This is a genomic window from Bradyrhizobium sp. 170, from assembly GCF_023101085.1.
GTDB lineage: Bacteria > Pseudomonadota > Alphaproteobacteria > Rhizobiales > Xanthobacteraceae > Bradyrhizobium.
This window is the reverse complement of the sequence record NZ_CP064703.1, coordinates 1,608,412-1,629,778: the sequence shown is the minus strand read 5'-3', so window position 1 is coordinate 1,629,778 and position 21,367 is coordinate 1,608,412. Positions and strand designations below refer to the sequence as shown.

Annotated in this window: 14 protein-coding genes and 1 pseudogene; 5 read left to right on the top strand and 10 right to left on the bottom strand. The window is 58.9% G+C overall.

Features of this window, described 5'->3' with window-relative positions:
* Window positions 1-260: 260 nt before the first annotated feature.
* On the top strand, window positions 261-3,371 hold the full coding sequence (locus IVB05_RS07820; protein WP_247786618.1) for a Ulp1 family isopeptidase: 3,111 nt from the start codon (window positions 261-263) through the stop codon (window positions 3,369-3,371).
* An 897-nt stretch (window positions 3,372-4,268) separates the two neighbouring features.
* The gene (locus IVB05_RS07815; protein ID WP_247783777.1) at window positions 4,269-5,783 is read left to right on the top strand and encodes a transposase; all 1,515 of its coding nucleotides are present in this window, start codon (window positions 4,269-4,271) and stop codon (window positions 5,781-5,783) included.
* A gap of 181 nt (window positions 5,784-5,964) precedes the next feature.
* On the opposite strand, the pseudogene IVB05_RS07810 reads toward IVB05_RS07815, so the two are convergent.
* The 3 genes and pseudogenes from IVB05_RS07810 to IVB05_RS07800 all read right to left on the bottom strand — a co-directional run.
* Window positions 5,965-6,546, bottom strand: a pseudogene (locus tag IVB05_RS07810) (IS6 family transposase); the annotation flags it as partial.
* Between the two features lie 654 nt (window positions 6,547-7,200).
* The gene (locus tag IVB05_RS07805) at window positions 7,201-9,606 is read right to left on the bottom strand and encodes a hypothetical protein (protein ID WP_346771834.1); all 2,406 of its coding nucleotides are present in this window, start codon (window positions 9,604-9,606) and stop codon (window positions 7,201-7,203) included.
* A 1,732-nt stretch (window positions 9,607-11,338) separates the two neighbouring features.
* Complete coding sequence (locus IVB05_RS07800) at window positions 11,339-11,680, bottom strand: hypothetical protein (protein ID WP_247783775.1); 342 nt, start codon at window positions 11,678-11,680, stop codon at window positions 11,339-11,341.
* A gap of 1,027 nt (window positions 11,681-12,707) precedes the next feature.
* Between IVB05_RS07800 and IVB05_RS07795 the strand changes: the two genes are divergently transcribed.
* The 3 genes from IVB05_RS07795 (at window position 12,708) to IVB05_RS07785 (ending at window position 15,565) form a co-directional block, all read left to right on the top strand.
* Window positions 12,708-13,397: a response regulator transcription factor gene (locus tag IVB05_RS07795; RefSeq protein ID WP_247783774.1), complete on the top strand. Its 690-nt coding sequence runs from the start codon at window positions 12,708-12,710 to the stop codon at window positions 13,395-13,397.
* A gap of 73 nt (window positions 13,398-13,470) precedes the next feature.
* Window positions 13,471-14,892 carry a type II and III secretion system protein family protein gene (locus IVB05_RS07790; RefSeq protein ID WP_247786617.1) on the top strand — a complete coding sequence of 474 codons (1,422 nt, stop codon included), beginning with the start codon at window positions 13,471-13,473 and terminating at the stop codon, window positions 14,890-14,892.
* Window positions 14,893-14,902: 10 nt separating this feature from the next.
* A complete protein-coding gene (locus IVB05_RS07785) occupies window positions 14,903-15,565 on the top strand; it encodes a CpaD family pilus assembly lipoprotein (protein WP_247783773.1) in 663 nt (220 codons plus the stop codon).
* 43 nt (window positions 15,566-15,608) lie between these two features.
* Here IVB05_RS07785 and IVB05_RS07780 read toward each other — a convergent pair whose 3' ends face one another.
* The 7 genes from IVB05_RS07780 to sctN all read right to left on the bottom strand — a co-directional run bounded on the left by IVB05_RS07780 (window position 15,609) and on the right by sctN (window position 21,344).
* Window positions 15,609-16,646 (bottom strand): EscU/YscU/HrcU family type III secretion system export apparatus switch protein, encoded by a 1,038-nt coding sequence (locus IVB05_RS07780; RefSeq protein WP_247783772.1) that lies wholly within the window; start codon window positions 16,644-16,646, stop codon window positions 15,609-15,611.
* Window positions 16,643-17,464 carry a type III secretion system export apparatus subunit SctT gene (gene sctT, locus IVB05_RS07775; protein ID WP_247520361.1) on the bottom strand — a complete coding sequence of 274 codons (822 nt, stop codon included), beginning with the start codon at window positions 17,462-17,464 and terminating at the stop codon, window positions 16,643-16,645. The genes IVB05_RS07780 and sctT overlap by 4 nt, the downstream gene beginning before the upstream one ends.
* A 12-nt stretch (window positions 17,465-17,476) precedes the next feature.
* On the bottom strand, window positions 17,477-17,752 hold the full coding sequence (locus IVB05_RS07770) for an EscS/YscS/HrcS family type III secretion system export apparatus protein (protein WP_247275802.1): 276 nt from the start codon (window positions 17,750-17,752) through the stop codon (window positions 17,477-17,479).
* 2 nt (window positions 17,753-17,754) lie between these two features.
* Complete coding sequence (gene sctR / locus IVB05_RS07765; RefSeq protein WP_247302560.1) at window positions 17,755-18,420, bottom strand: type III secretion system export apparatus subunit SctR; 666 nt, start codon at window positions 18,418-18,420, stop codon at window positions 17,755-17,757.
* The gene (gene sctQ / locus IVB05_RS07760; protein WP_346771833.1) at window positions 18,413-19,291 is read right to left on the bottom strand and encodes a type III secretion system cytoplasmic ring protein SctQ; all 879 of its coding nucleotides are present in this window, start codon (window positions 19,289-19,291) and stop codon (window positions 18,413-18,415) included. Before sctQ ends, sctR begins: the two co-directional genes overlap by 8 nt.
* 233 nt (window positions 19,292-19,524) lie before the next feature.
* Window positions 19,525-20,058: a hypothetical protein gene (locus IVB05_RS07755; RefSeq protein WP_247783770.1), complete on the bottom strand. Its 534-nt coding sequence runs from the start codon at window positions 20,056-20,058 to the stop codon at window positions 19,525-19,527.
* On the bottom strand, window positions 20,034-21,344 hold the full coding sequence (gene sctN / locus IVB05_RS07750) for a type III secretion system ATPase SctN (protein ID WP_247786616.1): 1,311 nt from the start codon (window positions 21,342-21,344) through the stop codon (window positions 20,034-20,036). Before sctN ends, IVB05_RS07755 begins: the two co-directional genes overlap by 25 nt.
* Window positions 21,345-21,367 lie beyond the last annotated feature (23 nt).

Sequence of the window (21,367 nt, the reverse complement as noted above, 5' to 3'; positions counted from 1 at the left end):
TTGGCTAGCGGTCACCTGTTGCCCGAGAGCCGGGGCGCTCTTCTGCAGCAGCCAAGGCTGGGCAGGGTGAGTAATGCACGAGCTCGGAGCGGCGCTAACGGTCCCTTTTTGTTCAATTTGGCCAATCTTGACGATCCGGCTTTTTGAATCCGGAGTCTCTGTGGTCAGCGCACCGGAGTGTGGCTGCGGGGCAGCTATGAAGAGTCATCTGATCTAGGGAGAGTCGTGTGGAACCCGTCTATAACAATCCGGACGATTGGATGCGCTGGTACGCCGAGCTGCAGCGGCAACAGACCGACGTTGACCCTGCGGATCAAGCTGGCTTCGAGCAGCAATTGGGCGAGCTGCAACTCCGCTCTCCTGAGGAGAGTTCCGAGGTTAGTTCCCCCGACACTCCAGCCGCACGGTCGCATGAAAACATCCAGCGTACGGACGTTGGTGGTTCGATGCGAATGCGGCCAAGGTCCAACCTGCGGGACAATTCGTTCAGCAGCACGCGTCACAGTGTCGATGTTCCGCACGCTGATCTTGGCTCGGCTGCAAATAATTACCGGTCTGACTTGCGGGACAGGCCATTCAGCAGCATGCGTTACGCAGCGCCCTCGAAGGAACAACCTACGGCGCGGACGAAGGACAACAAGCCGCGTGGACTGTTCTCTCGGGTCAAATCAGGGTTAAGCAAAGTCTTTGGAGGAAACCACCGTGAGAAGTGGTCCGGCGGCCCAGCGTCTGATGACGTCTACTCGGAGCTTCGCATCGACTTTGCAAAGCGCAGTCGCCCGTCCGAAGCAGACCTGGAGCTGATTGAAGAGTTCAAGACGGCATTGGGCAGCGCGAACCGTAAGACGAAGACGATCGAGAATTATGTGATGGCTCTTCGAATGTTCAGCGAATTCCTCCAACCCAAAGGCGTCACTCTGAACGACCTGCTTGGCAATGCTGATCTGCTGACAGCCTATAAAGATGAATTTAAGAAGGTGGCGAGCGCCAATAGCAGGAACTATGTGGGTGGAGCCTTGGATACACTCCAGAATTTCCAGGCTGGAAATCCCATATCCGCTCCAGCTGGGGTGGGTACGCGAGAGCAGCCGATGCATCCCCAAGACGAGCGGATGATCCGCCAGTTCGTGGAAAACGTCAAAGACTACAGAGTTGCTCCCGATGGTACTAGAGGCCGCGGGACTGGTAAGGTCCCGCTTGCTACGATCAAGGGCAATGTGCAGGCGCTCAACGCGTTTGCTCGTTGGCTCCGAGCGCAGAACAAGGAGCCCCTGGCTCCTCGGGCATTTAACGAGCCAATGTCGCTCGCCGACGACATCGAGCAGTACTTCGTAGCTGGCGGCGATGATCGTGACCGCCTCAGCGCGGCATTGTCTCATCTCCGCAGGATCGGCGCTGACGGGCTCCAAGCTGTCGGTGCCGGGCCCCGCCTGATGGGGCGCGAAACATTGTCGGCTCATCCGGGGGACGTCTCCATCATCAATGACTTTTTGACGGACGCTCTATCCAAGCTTGGCTCCGACGCGACTCGCAAGGAGAAAGGCGGCGCTTCGGCGATGGTTTCCAGGCTACGCTCCTTTAGTGATTGGCTTCAAAGAGAGGGCAGGCCGAGCATCATGGACCGTATCAACGGCAATGCTGAGCAGCAGTCGTCATTGAGCGCAGATTATGCGGCGTTCAGCATAGCCACAAAGCGGACAGCCCCACTCGATCTCCTTCGACAATACCTGGGTCTGGAGCCCCAACAAGGACTTCGTGCTTATGACGATGACGCCAGCCTGATCGAGAGGCTGGCCAAGGAAGAGCTGAGAAACCTCGACCCAGCTTCCGAACCGAGAAGAAAAACAATTCGTAATACTGCTTCGGCCCAACGCAAGTTCAGTGATTGGCTCCGCACACAGGGTAGGGAGAGCATCGCGAGCCGAATCAACGGCAATAGTGAGCAGCGACGCTCGCTGGACGCAGACCACCGGGCTTTCACGGAAGCCAAAGGAAAACTTGGCCTGAGTCTCAAGAAACTCAGGCAGTATCTGCAACTCGTTGAGGCAAACCGAGCGCTGGGTGTGACCGTCCCTCAGCAGAGGGCTAGCTCGAACTCAACCTCAACCTGGGTGCGAGATTTGCCGACTCCGCCGTCCGAAAGTGAGTGGCCGCCGCTGCTAGGTCCGTTTGGGCAGGCCGGCTTGCAGGAACCGACTAGGTCGAGCTCCACCTGGTCTCCGCGCGTGCCGTTCGACTTTGATCCAAGTCAGTGGCCGGCGCCGCAAGGCCCGGTTGGACCGGCCGGTTGGCAGGACCTGGCCGGTTCGAGCTTAACCTGGTCTCCACGAGTGCCGTCCGACTTCGAGTGGCCAACTCCGGAGGGCGTGCCAGCTCGGTCCTCAGACATCTACCGCGATCTAACTTCTTTCGCTGATCTGCCGTCCACACCCCAGGAAATGCGTGACGATGCGCAGTCAAGGCCCGTGCTCAGCCCCGCCGGCAGACCGCCGTTCTTCATCGATCCATCAGGCAAGCCGCAAGAGCTCGAGGATATCGGATATCTCGTCGGCGAGGATTGGCGGCATGGCTCACAGGCGGTGCCGGAGTTCCTGCTCGATGTACTGGACAATAAAATGCTGTTGCCGAGTTCGCAAATGGCTCCCCAGCCGGTCTCTATCAACGGTGAGACCTACTCCATCGCATTGGGGCCGCGAGGACGCCGCGACGCCCAACTGATCCATCACCCTGGCCCATCCTCAGTTCCTGATGCCCGGATCGGCGCTTCAAGGGCGAGTGTCTCTGCCGGCGACCGCAGCGGACGGGTGCTCGGAGCCGACGAATGGCTGGGTGATGCGCATATCCAGCGGGACTACGAGCTGCTGTCGCAGGAGTTGCAGCAAAACAATCCAAACCTCGCCGCCCGGACCCGGTTCGTCGATCCTCTCATCGCCTTTCAGGTGGGCCATGGTACGGACGGCGACGCCCTGAACGCATTCCATCGCATTGTCAACGATCGGAATGGCAACGATACGGCCGACTTCCTGTTCCTGCCGGTGAGTGATGCGAGTGCTACGGACCTCCGTCGCCGCGGCTCCCATTGGTCGTTGCTGCTGGTAGATCGCCGCGATCGCGACAGGCCGGTTGCCTATCATTACGACTCCTTCAAGCCATACAATGCCGGACCTGCAGCAATGCTCGCATCGCGGGTGGGAGCCCATTTGCAAGATGCCAACATACGCAGGCAGAGCAACGGCCATGATTGCGGAGTCTTTGTGGTCGACGGTACCCGGGCGCTGGTCAGACGGCTCGCGGGAAGACGACGGGCAGACCTGAGCCTCCTCTACCTCGTCGTCGATCGGCAGGCACTGCAAAACCGGCTAAGTGGGTGATGTCGGCTTCAACTGAATAGCGCGTGCAGCTGGTTGAGTATCCATCCGAGATAAGCTGCGGACAGTGGATTGCGCGTTCGCGGGATCGTGAGCACGGATTTCAGCGCATCGTGAGCAACGATTTCAGAGGATCGTGAGCAGCGATTTCAGGCATCGTGAGCAACGTTTGGCGGTGCCGGACGCTTCGACCGAAAACTCAACCGGGCTACGGATTCCTCATTCAACCAATGAGGAAGCCTGATGCCTACCGAGAGATTGTCGATGCGCCGGATCAGAGAAGTTCTACGTTTGAGGCACCAGGGCCTGACCGAGCGCGTCATCGCGCGGACGTTGGGAGTGAGCAATGGGGTCGTACACGGTTATGTGCGTCGCGCCCGCCTTGCGGGCCGATCTGGCCGCTGCCGGAGGGCCTGGACGACGAGAGCCTTGAACTGCTGCTGTTTCCAGCGGGCGAAAGTCTGCTGTCCGGCGCTCAGGTGACGGAGGTAGCGCGCAAGCACGGAGCGACGCGCTGGCAAATTTACGATTGGCGACGACGCTTCCGACATCCGCTGGCTTCTACGCGGTGTGGACTTCGACAACGACAGCACGTTCATGAACGAGGTCGTCGCGCCGCGGTGCGCCAGCCGAAGCTCGGGGGGACGCGCTCGCGTGCCTACAAGAAGAACGGTCAGGCGTTCGTCGAGCAGAAGAATGGTGCCGTTGTGCGTCGCTTGATGGGCTGCGGCCGTTCGATGGCCTCGACACGGCGCACGTGATGGGCCGCCTCTATTCGGCGGCAACTCTACGTCAATTTCTTTCAGCCGTCGTTCAAGCTCAAAGAGAAGCGCCGAGAAGGGGCCAAGGTGATCAAGCGTTATCATGCTCCTTTGACACCCTATGGCAGGGAAGATCAGCATGCGCGCAAAGCGCGAGATCACATCAGCGCTGGCCGAGCGTTATCGGGCGAGCGGGCGGCTCGAGAAGGGCCGGATCCTGGACGAGCTATGCGCCGTTGCGGGATGGCATCGCAAGCACGCGATCCGAGCACTGTCAGTGGACGGGGCATCGGGATCGGCCGTGCCGCGGCGGCGGGGCCGGACCTACGGAGCTTCCATTCGCATTGCACTGATTGTGCTATGGGACGCCTCTGACCGGCTCTGCAGTAAGCGGCTCGTCGCGATGATCCCGTTCTTGCTCCCGGCACTTGAACGGCACGGCAGATTGAAGCTTTCTGCCGATGAGCGGTCGAAGGTTTTGAGGGTGAGCGCGGCGACGATCGACCGCCTGCTGAGCGACGTAAAAATCGCAGCAGCCGGAGGACGCCGTCGGCGGGCGGGCTTTTCCAGTGCCGTACGGCGGCAGGTCCCGGTGCGCACATTCAATGACTGGGGATCACCTCCGCCGGGGTACTGCGAAGCGGATCTGGTTGCGCACGGCGGCATGTCCGTATCCGGCGCCTTCATTCAGACGCTAACAATGGTGGATATCGCAACGGGGTGGACCGAATGCTTTCCGCTCGTCGTGCGTGAAGCAGCTCTTGTGGTCGAGGCTCTCGAGCGCGCGCAGAACCTATTTCCCTGGCCCGTTCCCGGGCTCGATTTTGACAACGACAGCGCCTTCATGAACGACACGGTCGTGTCGTGCCGCTCTCACGATGTTGAAGTCAGTCGTTCCAGGGCCTACAAGAAGAACGATCAGGCATTCGTTGAACAAAAGAACGGAGCTATCGTTCGCCGCCTGGTGGGCTACGGGCGGTTTGAAGGCCTTGATGCCGCTCGCTCGTTAGCTCGCCTGTTTGCGGCGGCACGGCTGCACATCAATTTCTTCCAGCCATCGTTTAAGCCGAAGGAGAAGCACCGCGAAGGTGCCAAGGTGATCAAACGCTATCTTCCTCCCGCTACGCCGTACGAAAGAGCATTGGTCCACCCGAGTCTCAATGATGCATTTAAACGTAGGCTGCGGGAGATTTACCGCATGCTTGATCCGGTGGCATTGCTGGCACAGATGCGGGACGCTCAAAATGAGCTGGGCAAGCGCGTTGATCAGCGGGCTGGAAAGCCAGCGATGACTATCGCGCCGGTGCAAAGCGACTTGGCGGCCTTTGCCCGAGAGCTCGGCGATGGTTGGAAAGAGGGTGAGCAGCGGGGCATTCATCGGCGCCGTCATGTGCGGCGCAAGCCTGTGCCACGTCGGCCATCGATGCTCGACCCCTACATCCCCATCATCGAGGAATGGCTCGCCGCGGCTCCGCACTTGTCCGCGGTCGATCTTCTCTCCCGGCTCGAAGCGCATGCGCCCGGTCGGTTCAGCGGCCATCAGCGGCGTACGGTGCAGCGATTGGTGAAGAATTGGCGATCAAAGGCCGCTCGACAACTCATCAGCAGCACAGAAATCACACTATCGGTTCAACCTACGTGTCTTAGTATCTAATCCCGACAGGTTCTTTCGCCGAATCACCGCAAGCCGCTCGCTCGCTACGGCGCTCTGGAGGGCGCGCTTCGCGAGCGGCTTGCTCGGACTCGCGGCAGCTGATTCGGGAGACAGTAGGGTGCGTTTCGGTAACATTGTCATCTGAGGCAATATGAGGGGGCAGTTTTCCATGGCGCGCGACAACTGACAGAAACCGCTGAGTCTGACGGGACGATTTAAGCCGCTTTATGATCCGCTCGCGTCGCCGGGTCGGCGGGTGAGAATTCTCAGCGCGGTGGTTGAGAGCTTTGTGGTGGCGATGGTCCGTCGGTGTGAAAGCCCATCTTCGCCCTTGCAGCGCCGTACGAACGGGGTTTGTACGTGATCATGACGCGCGGCGGCGTGCCGCCGAATTTCAAGGGCTTCTTGACAAGCCGCTGCGCAGCGCGCGAGTCTCTTCGGCGCTGGAGACCTCGAGAACGAGGCCATTCTGGTCGACAGCGCGCCAGAGCCAATGTTGTTCGGCCGCGTCGAGATAGCGATTTCGTTCAGATGCCATTTGTCGCCGCGCGCGGAGCGCGCTGGCGGATCCAAAAGGAGAACGCCTTTGCCGAATTTGGTTCCCCACTGGCGCACGGTTTAATAGGTCAGGACGATGCCGCGCGCCGCCAGCATTTCCTCGACCATGCGCAAGCTTAAGGAAACGGGAAAATACATCCAAACGGCATAGCAGAGTTCCGGTGGGAAACCATGACGGCGAGAAAGAACCCCGGGCGGTTGGCATGCCGCTCGTCTGCCCGCTCGGCCGCTCCAATTCGTTAACTTGACCGTGGCTTCCGCACCCTCAACCCTCGGCTGCTCCGTCCTGTCAACGCCATGCAGCTGAAACACTACACTCTTCACGTATCCGAACCGATGCGAACAATTGTTCTCACGGGCGTCTCCTTGCTTTGAGGTCAGCGACGCCCCCTCATCTTGCCCCCAGAGTAGCGGAAAGGGCCACTCCCCCCAGCACGAGAGCCCGGTGCGGCTGGCCCGGACGCGTTTGGCCCTTTAAACCGGATTCTGGCGCTCCAGGCCGGAAGCCCTATCTTTGTGGGGCGCTACGCACGGCGCCACCGACACTTACCGAAGCGGTCGGCGACGGGGTCTCGAACACAAACGCGCAAAACTGCTTCATTCACGATCTGAAGCATAGCTGGTCCTAGGCTAATCGGACCCGGCCATCGCAAGCGCGGCGACAAGCGCCGCGATGCTGTTTTTCAAGCCAAAGGAAGTTGTGGTCTCGACGCTCCCGATCGAATTTCAGTCGGACCCGTTGTCGATCTGTTCGAGGAGCCCGCGCCGGCTTCGAGTTCATCGAGGATTTCCTCTCGGTGATAACGGTCTGCTTGATGGTGTCACCACAGCGACGCTCTGGCGTGAGACACTCAGGTAACTACATCCTGAGGCGCGCGAACTGCATCGACGCATGCTCCGCCTCGCGAAGGGAGTAGCATGGGACGATGCTCAACAACGACTTACAGAACGCAGGCGTGAGCTTGCCGCGGTGGATCACGACGTTCTCGTGCCCCGTGGCGGCTCGAGCGCTCTGCCATTGCCGATTGTAGCCGCGCTGTTCATTGGACTTCACGTGGCAAGCGGCGAAGTCGGCGCCGCCCAGCGTGGCCAACTGCCAGGCATGTACCGGCAGCTTGGTATGGATGTGCACCCACATCGGATTTGGCATCCTACCACTGCGCAGCGCCTTGGGCTGCAGCTTGATCTCGAACAGCGTCGCTGGCTCGCTCTTCAAGGCGCGGGGTGGATACACAGACGCAAGTTCTTCGGCCGCCTGCAACTGTTCAAGGTACTTCTGCGACGGAAACGCGTATGTCTTCATGCAATCGATCGTGATCGCCGCCTTTCGTGCGTTCAATGAGTTTGCCTGTCCCTGAACCTGGGATAACATCGCCTTAAGCTGGACTATTTTTCCGTGCACTTCAGGCACTTGCGCATGCGTGAGTAGGCCATGGCGGAGGGGCTCCTCCAGCGCGGCTACACAGCCCTTAATCTCGACTTCTTGCGTCTGCAGGCGCTTAAGGACGAGATCCACGACGTGGTCGGCGTCCTCAGGCTTCATCTGGCGCGCTTGCGAGATGGCGCTTTGCTGAGCCGGCAGATCGAACTGCAGCAGCTCGTCCAATCGCTTGAGTAATCCCGTCAGTGCGTTCCTGGAGGGCGGAGCCTGCCACATCGCCAGGTGCCCGGTCGCCGATGATGACGCCCTCGCGCGTGCCTCCTCCGCACTCGCGAGTTTCTTCGTACCCATATCCGAGAGTACGATAACCTTGGCAGTAGAGGCTGTGGCAGCGTCGGGCCTAGCGAGCTGCGGCTCGCGCAGCCCGGCCGTTGAACTCCCCTCGCCTGCGGCCGGTGCGCGCTTGCCTTTCCCCTTCCTGCGCGCCGCGTGGCTCTCAGCCGCTAAGTCGGTCTTTTCCGATATCGCAGTCTGGGCAGGCCGCTCCACTTGCCTCTTTGGCTGCACTGCCAAAAGTCGCGTGACTTGATGCGCGGTGACCCATGCACCTTCCACGATCTGGTCCAACTGTTCCAATGGAAGGTCGGCATCCGTTCCAGCATCCCTTAGCCTGGCAACGATGCGTTCCACCCCTGAGGCCAATTCCGAATGCCGTTCCATGACTCCTTCCAGAACGGTGCAGTGCTCTGCGTCGAGGGGCTCTCCGTCCTGGTTCAGAACGGCTTTGTACGTCGAGAGGAATGCCGGAAAAGCATCCTGGATATAGGTCCCGAGCAGACGCACCCGCCCGTTCTCATCCATGAGGGCGTCCCTCACGGCTGGTTCAAACGTGCTCGCCTGAGACTCAATCAGAAGCTTCGCGAGCGCGATCCGCGATTCCAGATACAAGCACCCATCATAAAGTGCCGAGCCGGTATGCAGGCGTAGTGCGGCTTCGTTGGCCTTCCGCATCTCGGGCGTCGTGCTTGGCAAGTTGGCAGTGGCCTCGCAGGCGGACTGCATCCGTTCCGAGCGCAACAGCTTCTTTCCCCACCACTCGATGACAGGCACATGGTCCTTCACCATACTGGAAGCCACTCGGCTCAGCTGGTCGGGGGTAGCGTTGGATTCGAAAATCCGCTGGAACAGGTCTGCCGATTTCTTTCTGCGCTCTTCCAAGGCGAGGATAATCGCCGAGCCCACAATCTTGCCTTGATTCCCCGCATCGAGCACGGCATAGCAGTATTGACGGGCCTCAGCGTCGGACAGAATGCTCCGCGCCACGGCCGGGCGCACGCTCGCGTAGTACTCCAGAACTGCCGAGCCTGCTTTGACGAATCGATCGATCAGCTCTTGCGCCTCCTCCGAGTTCTGGGCGTGCATGGCCGCATTACGGCAAGCGTCAAGTTCCTCAACCAGGCGATCCATGTGTCGCCTTGTTGCGTTGATTTCTTCCTCTGACGAGGAAATGGGGACTGCCACACCGGAAGTTGGCGGCTGGCTGGCGACCGGCGCCGTGTCTCCACCCTCCGACACTGAGGGAAAGCCGCGCCGCCGCGCAGTGACTGCACGTGGCGCAGCGGCTGCACGTGCCGCAGCGCCTAGGATTCGATCTGGGCCAACGGAGGGACCGGAAGACCTGTCGCCAAGGGCATCGTCGGCACCGCGCGCCGTGCTAGCGGAGGGCGTCCCTCTATCTTGGGGCCCAGAGCGCATCCGCTCCACGACGGAATCGAACGATTGACTGCCTTCCCCAGGGGCTAGACTTGAGTGCGAGCGTGAACTGCTCGATCCGGCTCCAGCATCTCCAGTGCGCGATCTTCCAGATCGGCCAATGCCCGTCATATTCCATCTCCAATCAAGTCGAGAATGCGCAGCCTGTCTGGATAGACAGGCTGGCTGACGAGTAGCTGACGAAGGGCGTTTTTCCGGTTGCACAGGAAACCCACATCGCCGTGGATCGTGGTCGAGTAGCTCGGCCATTTGCTTTGCCCTCACAGATCCGGGCAGACGGCTTTGGCGAGTAGGCCGGCGGAATCTCACCGCCGGCCTCTCAAGGATCCCAGCGTGAGACTCTCGCGTCACTAGGCTCCCATCAGGCGAACGAGCCGCGTATGCCGATCTTCCATTGCGCGAACAACCCGGGACGTTCGCGAGATAGTCGTTCGAGAACGCGGCCGGTCTTGGCCTTGCGACCCCATAAAGCGTTTGAACTTCCGCACCATCCAAGCCTCGATTGTCTGATTGACGTATCGAAGGATTGACCCAGAGGCGCCGGCCTGAATCGACCGTAATACACAATCCCCCCGCAGGAGGGGATTGAGCTGCCGAGCGATGTCAGCCATTGACACATGGGTCCGTTTTCGGAGGTTCAAATCCCGGATTGCCGCCCGCATAAACTTCAGCGCCGAAGCGCTGAGCCGAGGCAGAAAACTGCAAAACACCGAGGCGTTTTGTGAGTTCTTTGCCCGTCGCGGCCCGAAGCAGTAGCCGAGGAAGTCAAACTTGACGTTCGAAACCGGGCATATGTCACGCGCGAGGAGCACGATCCGGCGCGAGCGCTTCCTTCAAGTTCACTTCTGAACCGGCCCCTGCAATAGCGAAATACCAGTCCGCCCCAGCCCGCTCTCATCATTCCGAATCGTCTTGTCCCCCAGCCAATCTTCGAACAGCGCGCTCCAGGTAATACGAGGGATCATCGTCACACGAATCCGTCTCGCAGCTCTCTTGACTATCGCTATCCTCGACTTTGGAAAGATACTTTGTAGGCCTGACTACTCGGTGCCACTGGTCGTTCTCGTTCTTCGTCCACACTTTGGGATGCTGTTGAGGATCAAGCACCCAGTTATTGCGACCCACGTGAACAAAATCCATTTCCGCTAGACGGGGTTCCATACCTCCTACGCCAGGACGTGATAAGACCAACGGATGATCGCCGTCCATTCGCAGTTCATGCTCCAGCAGGATATCGCCCGCGTTCTCGGCGAGCGGATAAGTAACGCGTAGATCTACCACGGACGTGATATCGTTACGCCCGAACTGTTGGCGAAAATGGTCTCCCCCTGATCCTGACCGAGCCTCCGGCTCCTAAAAGCCCTATAGTTTCGTCACCCAACCTGATATCTGAAAAATCGCGCGTGCTTACCCGGATCATCGTAAGTACTGGAATAGCCTCCACCCACCGACAGTTGCAGCCCGCTCGGCTTTCTCCGAACAAAATCCGAGTACTCCTGCGGGTTACTGGCGATGTGCATGATTTCACTGGACAAGAATCTCTTCACTTTGCGCATGAAAGATTCTCAGTCGACGATCTTGATAATGGGCGGATTGGAACGCAGGAAGTATGGCGTCGCGCCCGCCGACAACGACCCACCTCGCTCCAGGCCGGCAACCGCTTCCGCAAAACGGAGCCACCGATTCTGCCATACATCAGATCGCTCCCGATCGGCAAGATGCACGCGATTGAGCTCGTGCCGCGACAAGCTTTGCCGAGGAGGATACACAACCTAGCTGACCACAACCTGACCAAAGCATCTGTCCGCACTCCGATGCGACTGCCAAGCACTCTGCGGAAGACTTATTGGCCGTCAAGCTCTCTAGGATCGGGGCGCTTCGGCTCAGACGGAACAACTTGCTGACGCGCGGTCATGCACCATGCGAATTCCGGAGCAAGTCGCCCACCGATTCCGAGATGATGCACCATTCTGATCAGACGTAGAATGTCGATCACAACAACATTTTTTCCCACGTCCGGATGGAGCAGAACCGACATTGCTGGGCGAGTGACCATAACCTGGGTTTTGCTAGTCCAGAAGAGTCGGCGCCCAATGTGAGCCTTGCAGGACGACGCCGCCATGCAAATCACCAAAATTATCGCTCGCCCCACCAGAGCTGCCAGCGACAGATTGCGTTCGGTCATCAGAGCATCAGGTGCGACTAGGAGACTGAGACACAGACCTCAGACGTGTTGTCACTATCCAGGATGCGAATGCAATCCATCCAAAGAATTGATTTCACACTTCATGTGCTGCCGGGTAGGGAAAGCGTCGTGCATCACGCAACATGGTAGGTTTACTGTCGGAAAAGCTGCGATGAGTACTTGATCATGGACGCCGCGATCGGATTGTAGGCACGGTTTTGCCGGGTGCAGCCAACTTCATGTCACCCCCGTCTTTGGATTGTGCGGCCGTTGAGCAGTTCATTCCACAGCGTCTCGGTGATTTTATAAAAGTTAGAAAAAGGAAGGCGCGGCAGGACGGCCTCGTTATGGCGTTCTCCAGCTGAGCGTAGCCGCGCTTGGCCATCACTGTCGCTCCGGTGATCGGAGCACGAAGGAGGCTCACCTTCCAGGCCGAATGAGGAGTTCGTTGCTCAAGCACGGAACGTCTGCCGGCGTGTGAGGCTTTGCAAATTGAGGGCCGCGATGCAAATCGCCTATCATCGCTGCTCCTCCATCAAACCCGCGGCCGTGCGGCTGCGCTCGCCATCGGGAGCATCGATCGTGATGAGGAGATTTAGATCCAGACCATGGAACGGCATTGTCACTGATCCGCCATGTGAATGCATCGATCCAAACCATGGATTTCACCAATCAATGTGTTCTCGGCAATCATCTCGACCTCAGGATGTCGGCGACAACTACCGGGATTGTTCCGGCGCTGAGCGGGGTGGTGCCCGCCTATCGATGCATTTGATTGATTGCCGCCCATGTCCCGGTGGCAAGAGCACCTTCGACGTCACCAAGATGCATGCGCGCCACGTAAGACAGTGAACAACGCCAGTCGAGCTTACCATGGAATCCCGATCCAGTATGCGAGTCGCCAGCACCGCTGCTCTTCGTCTATTCCGGATTCCAACGCTTACGCGGAGGCCGGACTGTTCAATTCCGCGCATGCTCGAACCTGACGTGGTGGGTGTCTTGGCGTGACTTGATAGGAGGTCGTGGAATGCGAACGCTACTCGTTGATCATGAGACGGACCCAGCGCGCGTTGTACAAGATGCGCTCTCCGATTGCGGTTTTGCCGTTGACGTAGCGTGCACCCTGGACGAGGCGGCCGCCGCTTTTTGTTGCGCCAGCTATGACATTCTCTTGCTCGAGTTGGTTCTACCGGATGGAGACGGCTTGGATTGGCTGAAGCAGTTGAGACGTGACGGACATTCGATGCCTGCCGTGATGATGAGTAACTTCAACGAGCTCGGTAGGCGGATAGCGCTATTTAATGGCGGTGCGGACGACTTCCTGCCCAAGCCCGTATCTACTGATGAACTCATCGCACGGATGCGCGCTACTCTGCGCCGATCAACGCAAATGACGGCCCCCATCGTTACCTTTGGCAATCTACGATTCGATTCGATCGGTCGGCAAGCGTCGGTCAATGGTCGACCGCTGAAGATTGCCCGCCGCGAGGTGTGCATTCTCGAACATCTGCTCAGCCGCGCCGGCCGCACCGTGGCTCGCGCGTCATTGCAGGATAGCCTCTATGCATTTGACGACGAGGTCTCCACCAATGCGCTTGAGGTCGGAATCTATCGTTTGCGCGGTCATTTGAGTCAGTCCGATGCGACGCTACGGATCAAAACCGCGCGCGGGATCGGCTACGTCCTTGAATTGAAATGCGCGGCATCGACCGCGTAGTCAATCGAACTTGAAAGAAAAGACCATCTTGAGCATCATTCTTGACAAGCATGCCGGCGTCACTCGAGGATCGATCGCCGCCAACGGCCTTTCGTCCACCTTTCTTCCTTGTCTTTCGCAGCTTTTGTGCGTGGTCGTCCTGCTATTCCCGGCTGCTGCCGTAGCTCAGATCAAGCGGGATGATGGAGGTGGGCCGCAGCGTATGGCTGCCGACGGCATTAGCGGAACGCTGACCCTTTCCTCTTCGCTGGGTAAGACGATTCATCTGCCAGCGCCAGCTGCGAGCATCTTTATCGCAGATCCTACGGTCGCGGACTATCAGGCACCTTCGAACAAGACCATCTTCGTTTTCGGCAAAAAATCTGGGCGGACCAGCTTGTTCGCACTGAACGAGGGCGGGGAGGCTCTCGCTGAACTGCGTGTTGTCGTCACACAGCCGATCGAGGATCTGCGCGCCACGCTGAAAGCCCAGGTCGGCGACTATCCCATCCAGGTAAGCTACACCCCGCGCGGGGCCATCCTTAGCGGTACGGCGCCCAATGCGGAGATCGTCGACATAGCGATGAAAGTGACCGAGCAGTTTCTTGGGTCTGGTGCGCTCGTCGTCAACAAGATTCAGGTGGCTGGGTCATTGCAGGTGAATCTGAGCGTGCGGGTGGCGGAGGTCTCCCGGAGCGCCATGAAGGAGCTCGGCGTCAACCTCTCCGCTTCCGGTCAAGCTGGCCCTTTCACTCTCGGCTTGGTCAGTGGCAGTGGTGGTGGATACGGCGCGGCGCAGGGCGGCGGTACGGCGAAGATGGGAGTCAACACTGGCCATGTGAACGTCAGCGCTATGCTCGATGCACTGGCTCACGAGCGGCTCGCTTCCGTACTTGCTGAACCGAACCTCACCGCAATGTCAGGCGAATCCGCCAGCTTCCTCGCCGGCGGCGAATTTCCCATTCCGGTGTTGCAGGACAATCGGCAGGTCTCTGTCGAGTTCCGTCACTTCGGCATCAGCCTGGAGTTTGTGCCGACCGTTCTCAGTAACAATCAGATCAATATCCGCGTGAAGCCTGAAGTCAGCGAACTATCGTCACAAGGTGCTGTCAACATCAACGGCATCTCCGTGCCGGCTCTCTCCACCCGGCGTGCGAACACGGTCGTCGAGCTCGCCAGCGGCCAGAGCTTTGCAATTGGTGGGCTTATCCGGCGCAACTTCAGCACAGAGATCACGACTTTCCCCTGGCTCGGCGACGTTCCGATTCTTGGTGCGCTATTTCGCTCATCGTCATTTCAACAGGAGGAGACGGAACTCGTGATCATCGTCACGCCTTACGTCGTGCGGCCAAGATCGAACTCGAAGCAATTGAGTGCGCCCACCGACCGCATCGCTCCGCCCTCAGACCTCGCGCGCAGTCTGACGAACACATTGGCAACCCGCTCGCCTGTTCGCAGTGCTCCCCCGATAAGCGTACCAGGCGCGACAAGGGGCACCGGCCACATCATCGAATGAGGATCGACCAATGAGATTACGATTCGTGCGCCCCCTCATCGGTCTGACGGCCAGTCTAGGTGGCTGCGCTAGCACCGCGCCGACTTACCTCGAGCCGACCGCGCAAGCGATCCTGGTTGAACAGGAGAAGAACGTCTTACTGTTACAGACCCTTGGAGGGCCCGAACGGCAGCGTCTGCGTTATTTCATAGCGAGTACCAGTCGCGGTCGGTATGACGCGCTCCATCTTGATATCGTCGGCTCACGTCGGCTCGGGGCGCAGATAGCAGCTGAGGCCCGCGCAGTGGGCGTCGACGCTCTCAACATCCGCCTGTACGGTCCATTCATCGATAGGCGTGATGGCTCTGCCGCCCGAATCGAGGCGATTACGTACGAGGCGCGCCCTCCCGTTTGTCCGTCGATTGCGATCGTCGGCCCTTCAGTGAACGACAATTCTTTCGATCCGACGCTTGGCTGCTCGATCCGCAACAACTTGGCCGGCATGGTCAACGATCCGCGCGACTTGATTGACAATCAGGCCGTTGTGCCGAGTGATGGCAATCGTGCGGCCATTCCCGTTGCCACATACAAAGCCTTCGCGACCGGCAATAACAGCAACTTGGGTATAGCTAACAACAAGCCGCCATCAGATCCCACGTCTGTCGGCACCCAGACCGTGCAGCCGTCTCGATAGCGAGAACATCAGTCATTCGATGCGACCTCATTCACAACACGAACTAGACTTGGCCGGCCGCAAAGAGTGCTTTTGCGACAGCCTCGAAATGCTGGACAGGAATGGAATTGCCAAGGCTAGTGTTGCGGATTAGCTCACGGACCAGGACGTGATCATCGACGATACTGAGACGAAGGCGCCTCGCTTCATCAAGGAGCCGTGAAGCCGCCTCCCCATCGCCGCGGCAAACCAGGACCGGGACGCCCGTTTCGCCACGGATGTAGCGTACCCCGACCAGCAGCTCGCGCCCAGTCAAGATCAATGTCGCGCGACGCACGCCGAGTGGAGACTCGCTCGCCTGCTCCCGCCGAAGGCGTCGGTGTTCGCGTTTCACCTCCGGACTGCCTTGCTGCTCCTTGTCCTCGCGCTTCATATCGCTCTTAGTCATGCGCATGCCGCGCAAAAACAACCAGCGCTGGACGAGGAGATCGACCAATCCGCCGATCAGAAATGCACCACTTGCAATCCCGATCAACAGTTTCACTTGAATGAACACGAACTCGAAGCAGCCCGTGCCGCAAACCGGCAGATAGACCAGTGTCTTCCACGCGCCGACAACGACGAGGAGAAAGATCGCGCCGAGGCAGAAGACCTTGAACAAGGTCTTGCCAAGCTCGATGAGGGAACGCAAAGAGGCGATGCGCTTCAGTCCGTTGATGGGATCAATGTTCTCGAATTTCGGCGTCATCGGCTCCGAGGAGAACACTAATCCACCATTGGCCAGGACCGTCGTCAGAATTGCGCAGGTGACCATACTCCCAAGAAGCGGGCCAACAATTCTCAGTGCAACTTCGGGCAAGACGCCGAGCGCAAGATCGACCGCAATATTGAACGGCTTATCAAGCAGCTTGTCAGTCAGCATGAGCGCTTCACGACATTTGTCGTAGATGGAACTCGCTTCTAACCAGAGATAGCCGAGACCGGCGCAAGCGCTGAGGGCTCTGACTAGATCCGTGCTATGCGGAACCACGCCTTTCTTGCGCGAATCGCTTAGCTTCTTTTCAGTGGGGGCGAGCGTTTTCTCTTCGCTCGTGTCGCTCACTTCAGTTTCCTTTCAAGCCTCTCCAGCTCTCGGCTCGACTGCATGATTTCCGATTGCATGTATTCGATGAGATAGATCGTATAAGTGACCATGACGATCGCAAAGCCTATATTCTTGATCGTCAAAGATAGGTCCCGCGGGTTGAATTGCGGCGCAAAGCGACCGAGCAGGAGCGCGGATATGTCGGCCAGCAAGAGGAACGCTACCACAGGTCCAGAGACCAGGACGGCGGTACGTATGATGCTGTCGAGCACGCCCCACAACTCCAGTGTCCCTTGCATGCTCAGCGTGGGTCCAAGCTGATAAGCCGGCCAAACCAGATAGCTGCCGTAAAGCCCGCTGATCATGGTTTGCAGCCCCCCCGTTACGACGAAGATCGTGATCGCGGTGGTACCGATAAGCAGTCCCGTCGCCGAAGCCTGACTGCGTGTCGCGGGATCGGCGGGAGTGACTACGCTGCTGATGCCCCGTTGCGCGTCGATGAACTCGCCGACGGCCTGAAGACTCCAGAGGGGAATACTGAGCAGGGCGCCGATCAGCAGGCCGACACACGTCTCCTTAAGACCGAGTAGCGGGATCTTGAGCAGACGGGTGTCCGGATCTAGCTCCTTCAGGCCATCGGCGATGTGCGCCAAGTATGGTAGTTCGAGTGCAACGGCCAGGCAACCGCGGATCAGGCCGCCGATCTGCGGACGCGTAAATACCGGAAGCACCAGCATAATGCCCACGGGGCGGGCCGCACCAAGGCCGGCAGCAACGACGAGTTCGATGGTTGCCTGGATCAGACTTTGCGTGTTGGTGGTTGACAGATCATACATGACGGGCGGCTGCTAGTAGCCCGTCGTGAGCGCGGGAAAATCAGTGAAGATCTGCTTAGCTTGTTCGATGAGCGGGGCGCTCAGCACCGGAGCAAACAAACCTATAATCCCAACAATGACCAAAAGCTTCACAGTCAGTGGCAATGTCTGATCCTGGATCTGCGTTGCCGCCTGGATGATGCCGATGACGGTTTCGGCGACCGCCGCTGCAATGAGCGGCGGCAGAACCCAGGTCATGAAAAGCACCAGTGATCGGCTCATATAAGGGAGAATAGTGGCCTCATCCATGCTCACCCTCCAGGTGTTGTATAGCTCAGCACTAGCCCGTGCATAAGCCGCGACCAGCCGTCAATCGCCACGAATAGGAACAGCTTGAAAGGAACTGAGATCACTGTCGGAGACACCATTGACATGCCCATGGCCATCAGAATGGTCGTTACGATCAGATCGATAGTGATAAACGGAAGGTATAGCAAAAACCCGATTTCGAAGGCACGCTTGAGTTCTGAGATTAGAAAAGATGGGACTAGAATGACAAAATCATCGGCTGTGGCTCTGCCGCGCATCTCTTCCGGCCAGACACGTTCGGTCGAGGACAGGAAGAAGCCTCGCTGTTCTTCATTGGTGAAGTTCTTGAGATAGGCTCGCAGCGGCTCCTGCCCCTCTTTCGCAGCGGCTACCCAATCCTCGAGCGTTTGATAGCGGAGCTGCAGATCGGCGACTCGATTGTAGCTCTGCTCAAAGACGGGGGCGCTCGTGAAAGCGGTGAGCATCAATGCCGCGCCGTATAGAACGATGTTCGGTGGAATCGACTGGGTCCCAAGCGCATTGCGAACGAGGAAGAGAACGACAGATACCTTTACGAACGCCGTGGTCGTGACGACAGCGAAGACCAACAAGCCGAGCGCGGCCGTGACCGCAAGAAGCGGCAGTATTGCTGGTTCAATGTTAGTCATTGCCCGCTAACCCGCCACGCAGTCTAACGCCGAGCTCGTCCCCAATACGTACTATGTCGCCACTCCCGATACGTACGCCGTTTGCAAGGATATCGACCGGGCCATCGACCGGCCGGCCAAGTTCGAATACATATCCTTCGCTGATGCTTCTCAAGGCTCCCAGCGTGATGGGCCAGCGGCCGCATTCAAAGACAAGCGAAATCTCAATATCGTCGAGATCGGCTTCCGAAGGCGGCTGCTGTGAACCGGGTAGTGTCGTCATATGCGCATACTCCAGAGGGCGCGGCCGCAAGCGAAACGGTCCGTGCAGGATCAGGCGGTTGCCAGTGACATCTGCCGCGGTCCATAACCGGCCCGCAGTGAGGATGATCTGACCGCGGGCGAATGGCATTACATCCGGCAACAAAGCGTCGCCCTTACGCGTTTTGCGAAGAAGCGAGGCTGACGCCCGGAGGGAACCGATCTCTCCTGCAACTGTAACGGGTAACTGTGCGGAGACCTCACACAACTGTCGCGGCAATTGGCCGAGCAGCTCGCCTAAGGCGCGGAACGCCGGCGGTATCGGTCCATCAAGAGGCGAGAAAAGAAATAGGCGACCTTTGCCACTGACCGGACCGTAGATGATGTCGAGTTCGATATAAGGCCCGTTCTTCTCGGCCTTTCCAACATGAAGGAGTCGCAGTTGCTGCTCTGTCTCAGTCTCCAGGCGCGCGAGCAACGGTTCAAGTGCAAGTTCGAGAACCAGCGAACAACTTGGCTCGGAAAGTAAAGCTAGGCCACTCTGTACTGTCGAGATCAAGGCCTCGGCAAGCGCATGCGGCATCGACAACACGAGCGCATCATCGCCGAGGCCCCAAACGCAATCGAGCATCGACAGAGCCGGAGGCTCCTCCTGCCACACAACTCGTTCCAGTCGCACCGATAGCGGCTTGTCACAAAGATTACTTCGCAAAGAGGCGGAGGGCCGCACGTTTCTGTTAAGCCACGAGACGAGACTCTGCGTTAGACTCTGGCCCGGCTCGTACCTCACGTATGCGTCCGCGCGGGTTGCAGGAGGCGGCTGTACAGGGCAGCGCATTTGCTTCCCAACTGGACTAGCGGTCATCAAATTGAACCGCCCGCCACCGGCGTGGGCAAACCCCTCCCATGGCGAAGCAAGACTTCATCATCAGCCTCTAGCTCGGCTGTCACTTCCGAATGGGTATCGGCCGCACGCCGGACGTCGGTCTCGATTTGTCGCCATTTATGAGTCGCTGCGGAACGCTTCGCCCAGTGCGCACGCCTCTCGGATGCCGCTGTCTCGGCCTGCTTTTGAGCGATACGCGCCTCCTCAAGTGTGCGGCGTTTCGAGGTGATCTCAATCGCGAGCCTCTCAAGGGTGAGCTGGCAATGATCGAGTTCAACGACGGACAAGGTACCGACCGACATCAATTGTTGGTAAACCTCCGCCTGGGCCTGTGTATGATGCTTTTCAGCAATTGCAAGTTCCTGCCATGCGTGCTCCGCGGCCGAGGTCGCGATATGACGCTTGGCTTCCATATTGGACAACTCACTACGAGCACTACGCTCGCGCATATCCTTCACTTGCCGCAAGCTCGAAACGTGTATGCAACTCATGCGGTCAGACGGCACATCCATGTGACGGTTTCCTCAAAAGTGGACGCATCGTTTTCACCTTGGCGTAAAAACTCGCGCAGATCATCGATCGAAGCGACAGCTCGGTCCGTCAGCGGATCGCTGCCTTGCTTGTATTCGCCAACCTTGATCAAAAATTCCGCCTCTGCATGACGGGAGATAAGATCACGGAAGAGGGATGCTGCCTTGCGATGCGGTGCAGATACGACGGCATCCATGACGCGGCTGCGGCTCGACAGTACATCGATGGCGGGAAAATGCGCCCGCGCCGCGAGAGAGCGTGAAAGAACGATATGACCATCGAGAATGCCACGCGTTTCCTCGGCGATTGGATCGCCCGTGCCGTCACCTTCCACAAGCACGGTATAGAAGGCCGTGATTGAGCCACGCTCACTCATACCAGCGCGCTCCAGCAAACCTGGCAACATTGCAAAGACAGAGGGAGGAAAGCCCCGGCGGGTCGGTGGCTCACCGGCAGCAAGCCCGATCTCGCGCATAGCGCGGCTAAATCGCGTCAATGAATCCATCATTAGAACGACGCGCAGCCCTTGTTCGCGAAAATATTCGGCGAGCGCGGTTGCCGTATAAGCACATTGCGCCCGCTCCGTCGCTGAGCGATCGGAGGTCTCAACGACGACGACCGTGCGGCGGAGGGCTGTCTCCCCAAGATGCCGCTCGATGAATTCACGCACTTCGCGTCCACGCTCGCCTATCAGCGCAACCACGATCACGTCAGCGACCGCGCCTTTTACGATCTGCGACAATAACGTCGACTTGCCGCCACCAGGCTCTCCATAAATGCCGATGCGCTGGCCTTCGCCGCATGTCAGAAGACCATCCAAGGCGCGAACACCGAGTGGCAGAGGGCGATCGATGATGCACCTCGTCATTGGATTTGGCGCTTTGCCGCGCAGCGGACGCGTCTCCACGGCTTTGACTGCGCCCTTGCCATCGAGGGGACGGCCGAAGCTGTCGATCACCCGGCCAAGCAAATTGGGGCCGACCGGCACTTCGTGCATTCGGCCAGTGGCAACGACTTCTGCGCGGCCGGACATGCCTTGCAGGTCACCGATCGGCGTCAGCAACACGCCGTCCTGCAAGAGACCGATCACCTCGGCCTCAAGCGACCATCCCGTGCGCGGATCCTTGAGCACACAAACTTCTCCAATACGAGCATCCGGCAAAACTGCATGGATCAACGTGCCGATCGCCCGCGTGATCCGCCCGCGTACGACACGCGTGTCCACATGCCTGGCCGTAGTTCGCAGACGAGCCAGCGCCGCGTGCAGAGTCCCATCTCCATCAGGACAGC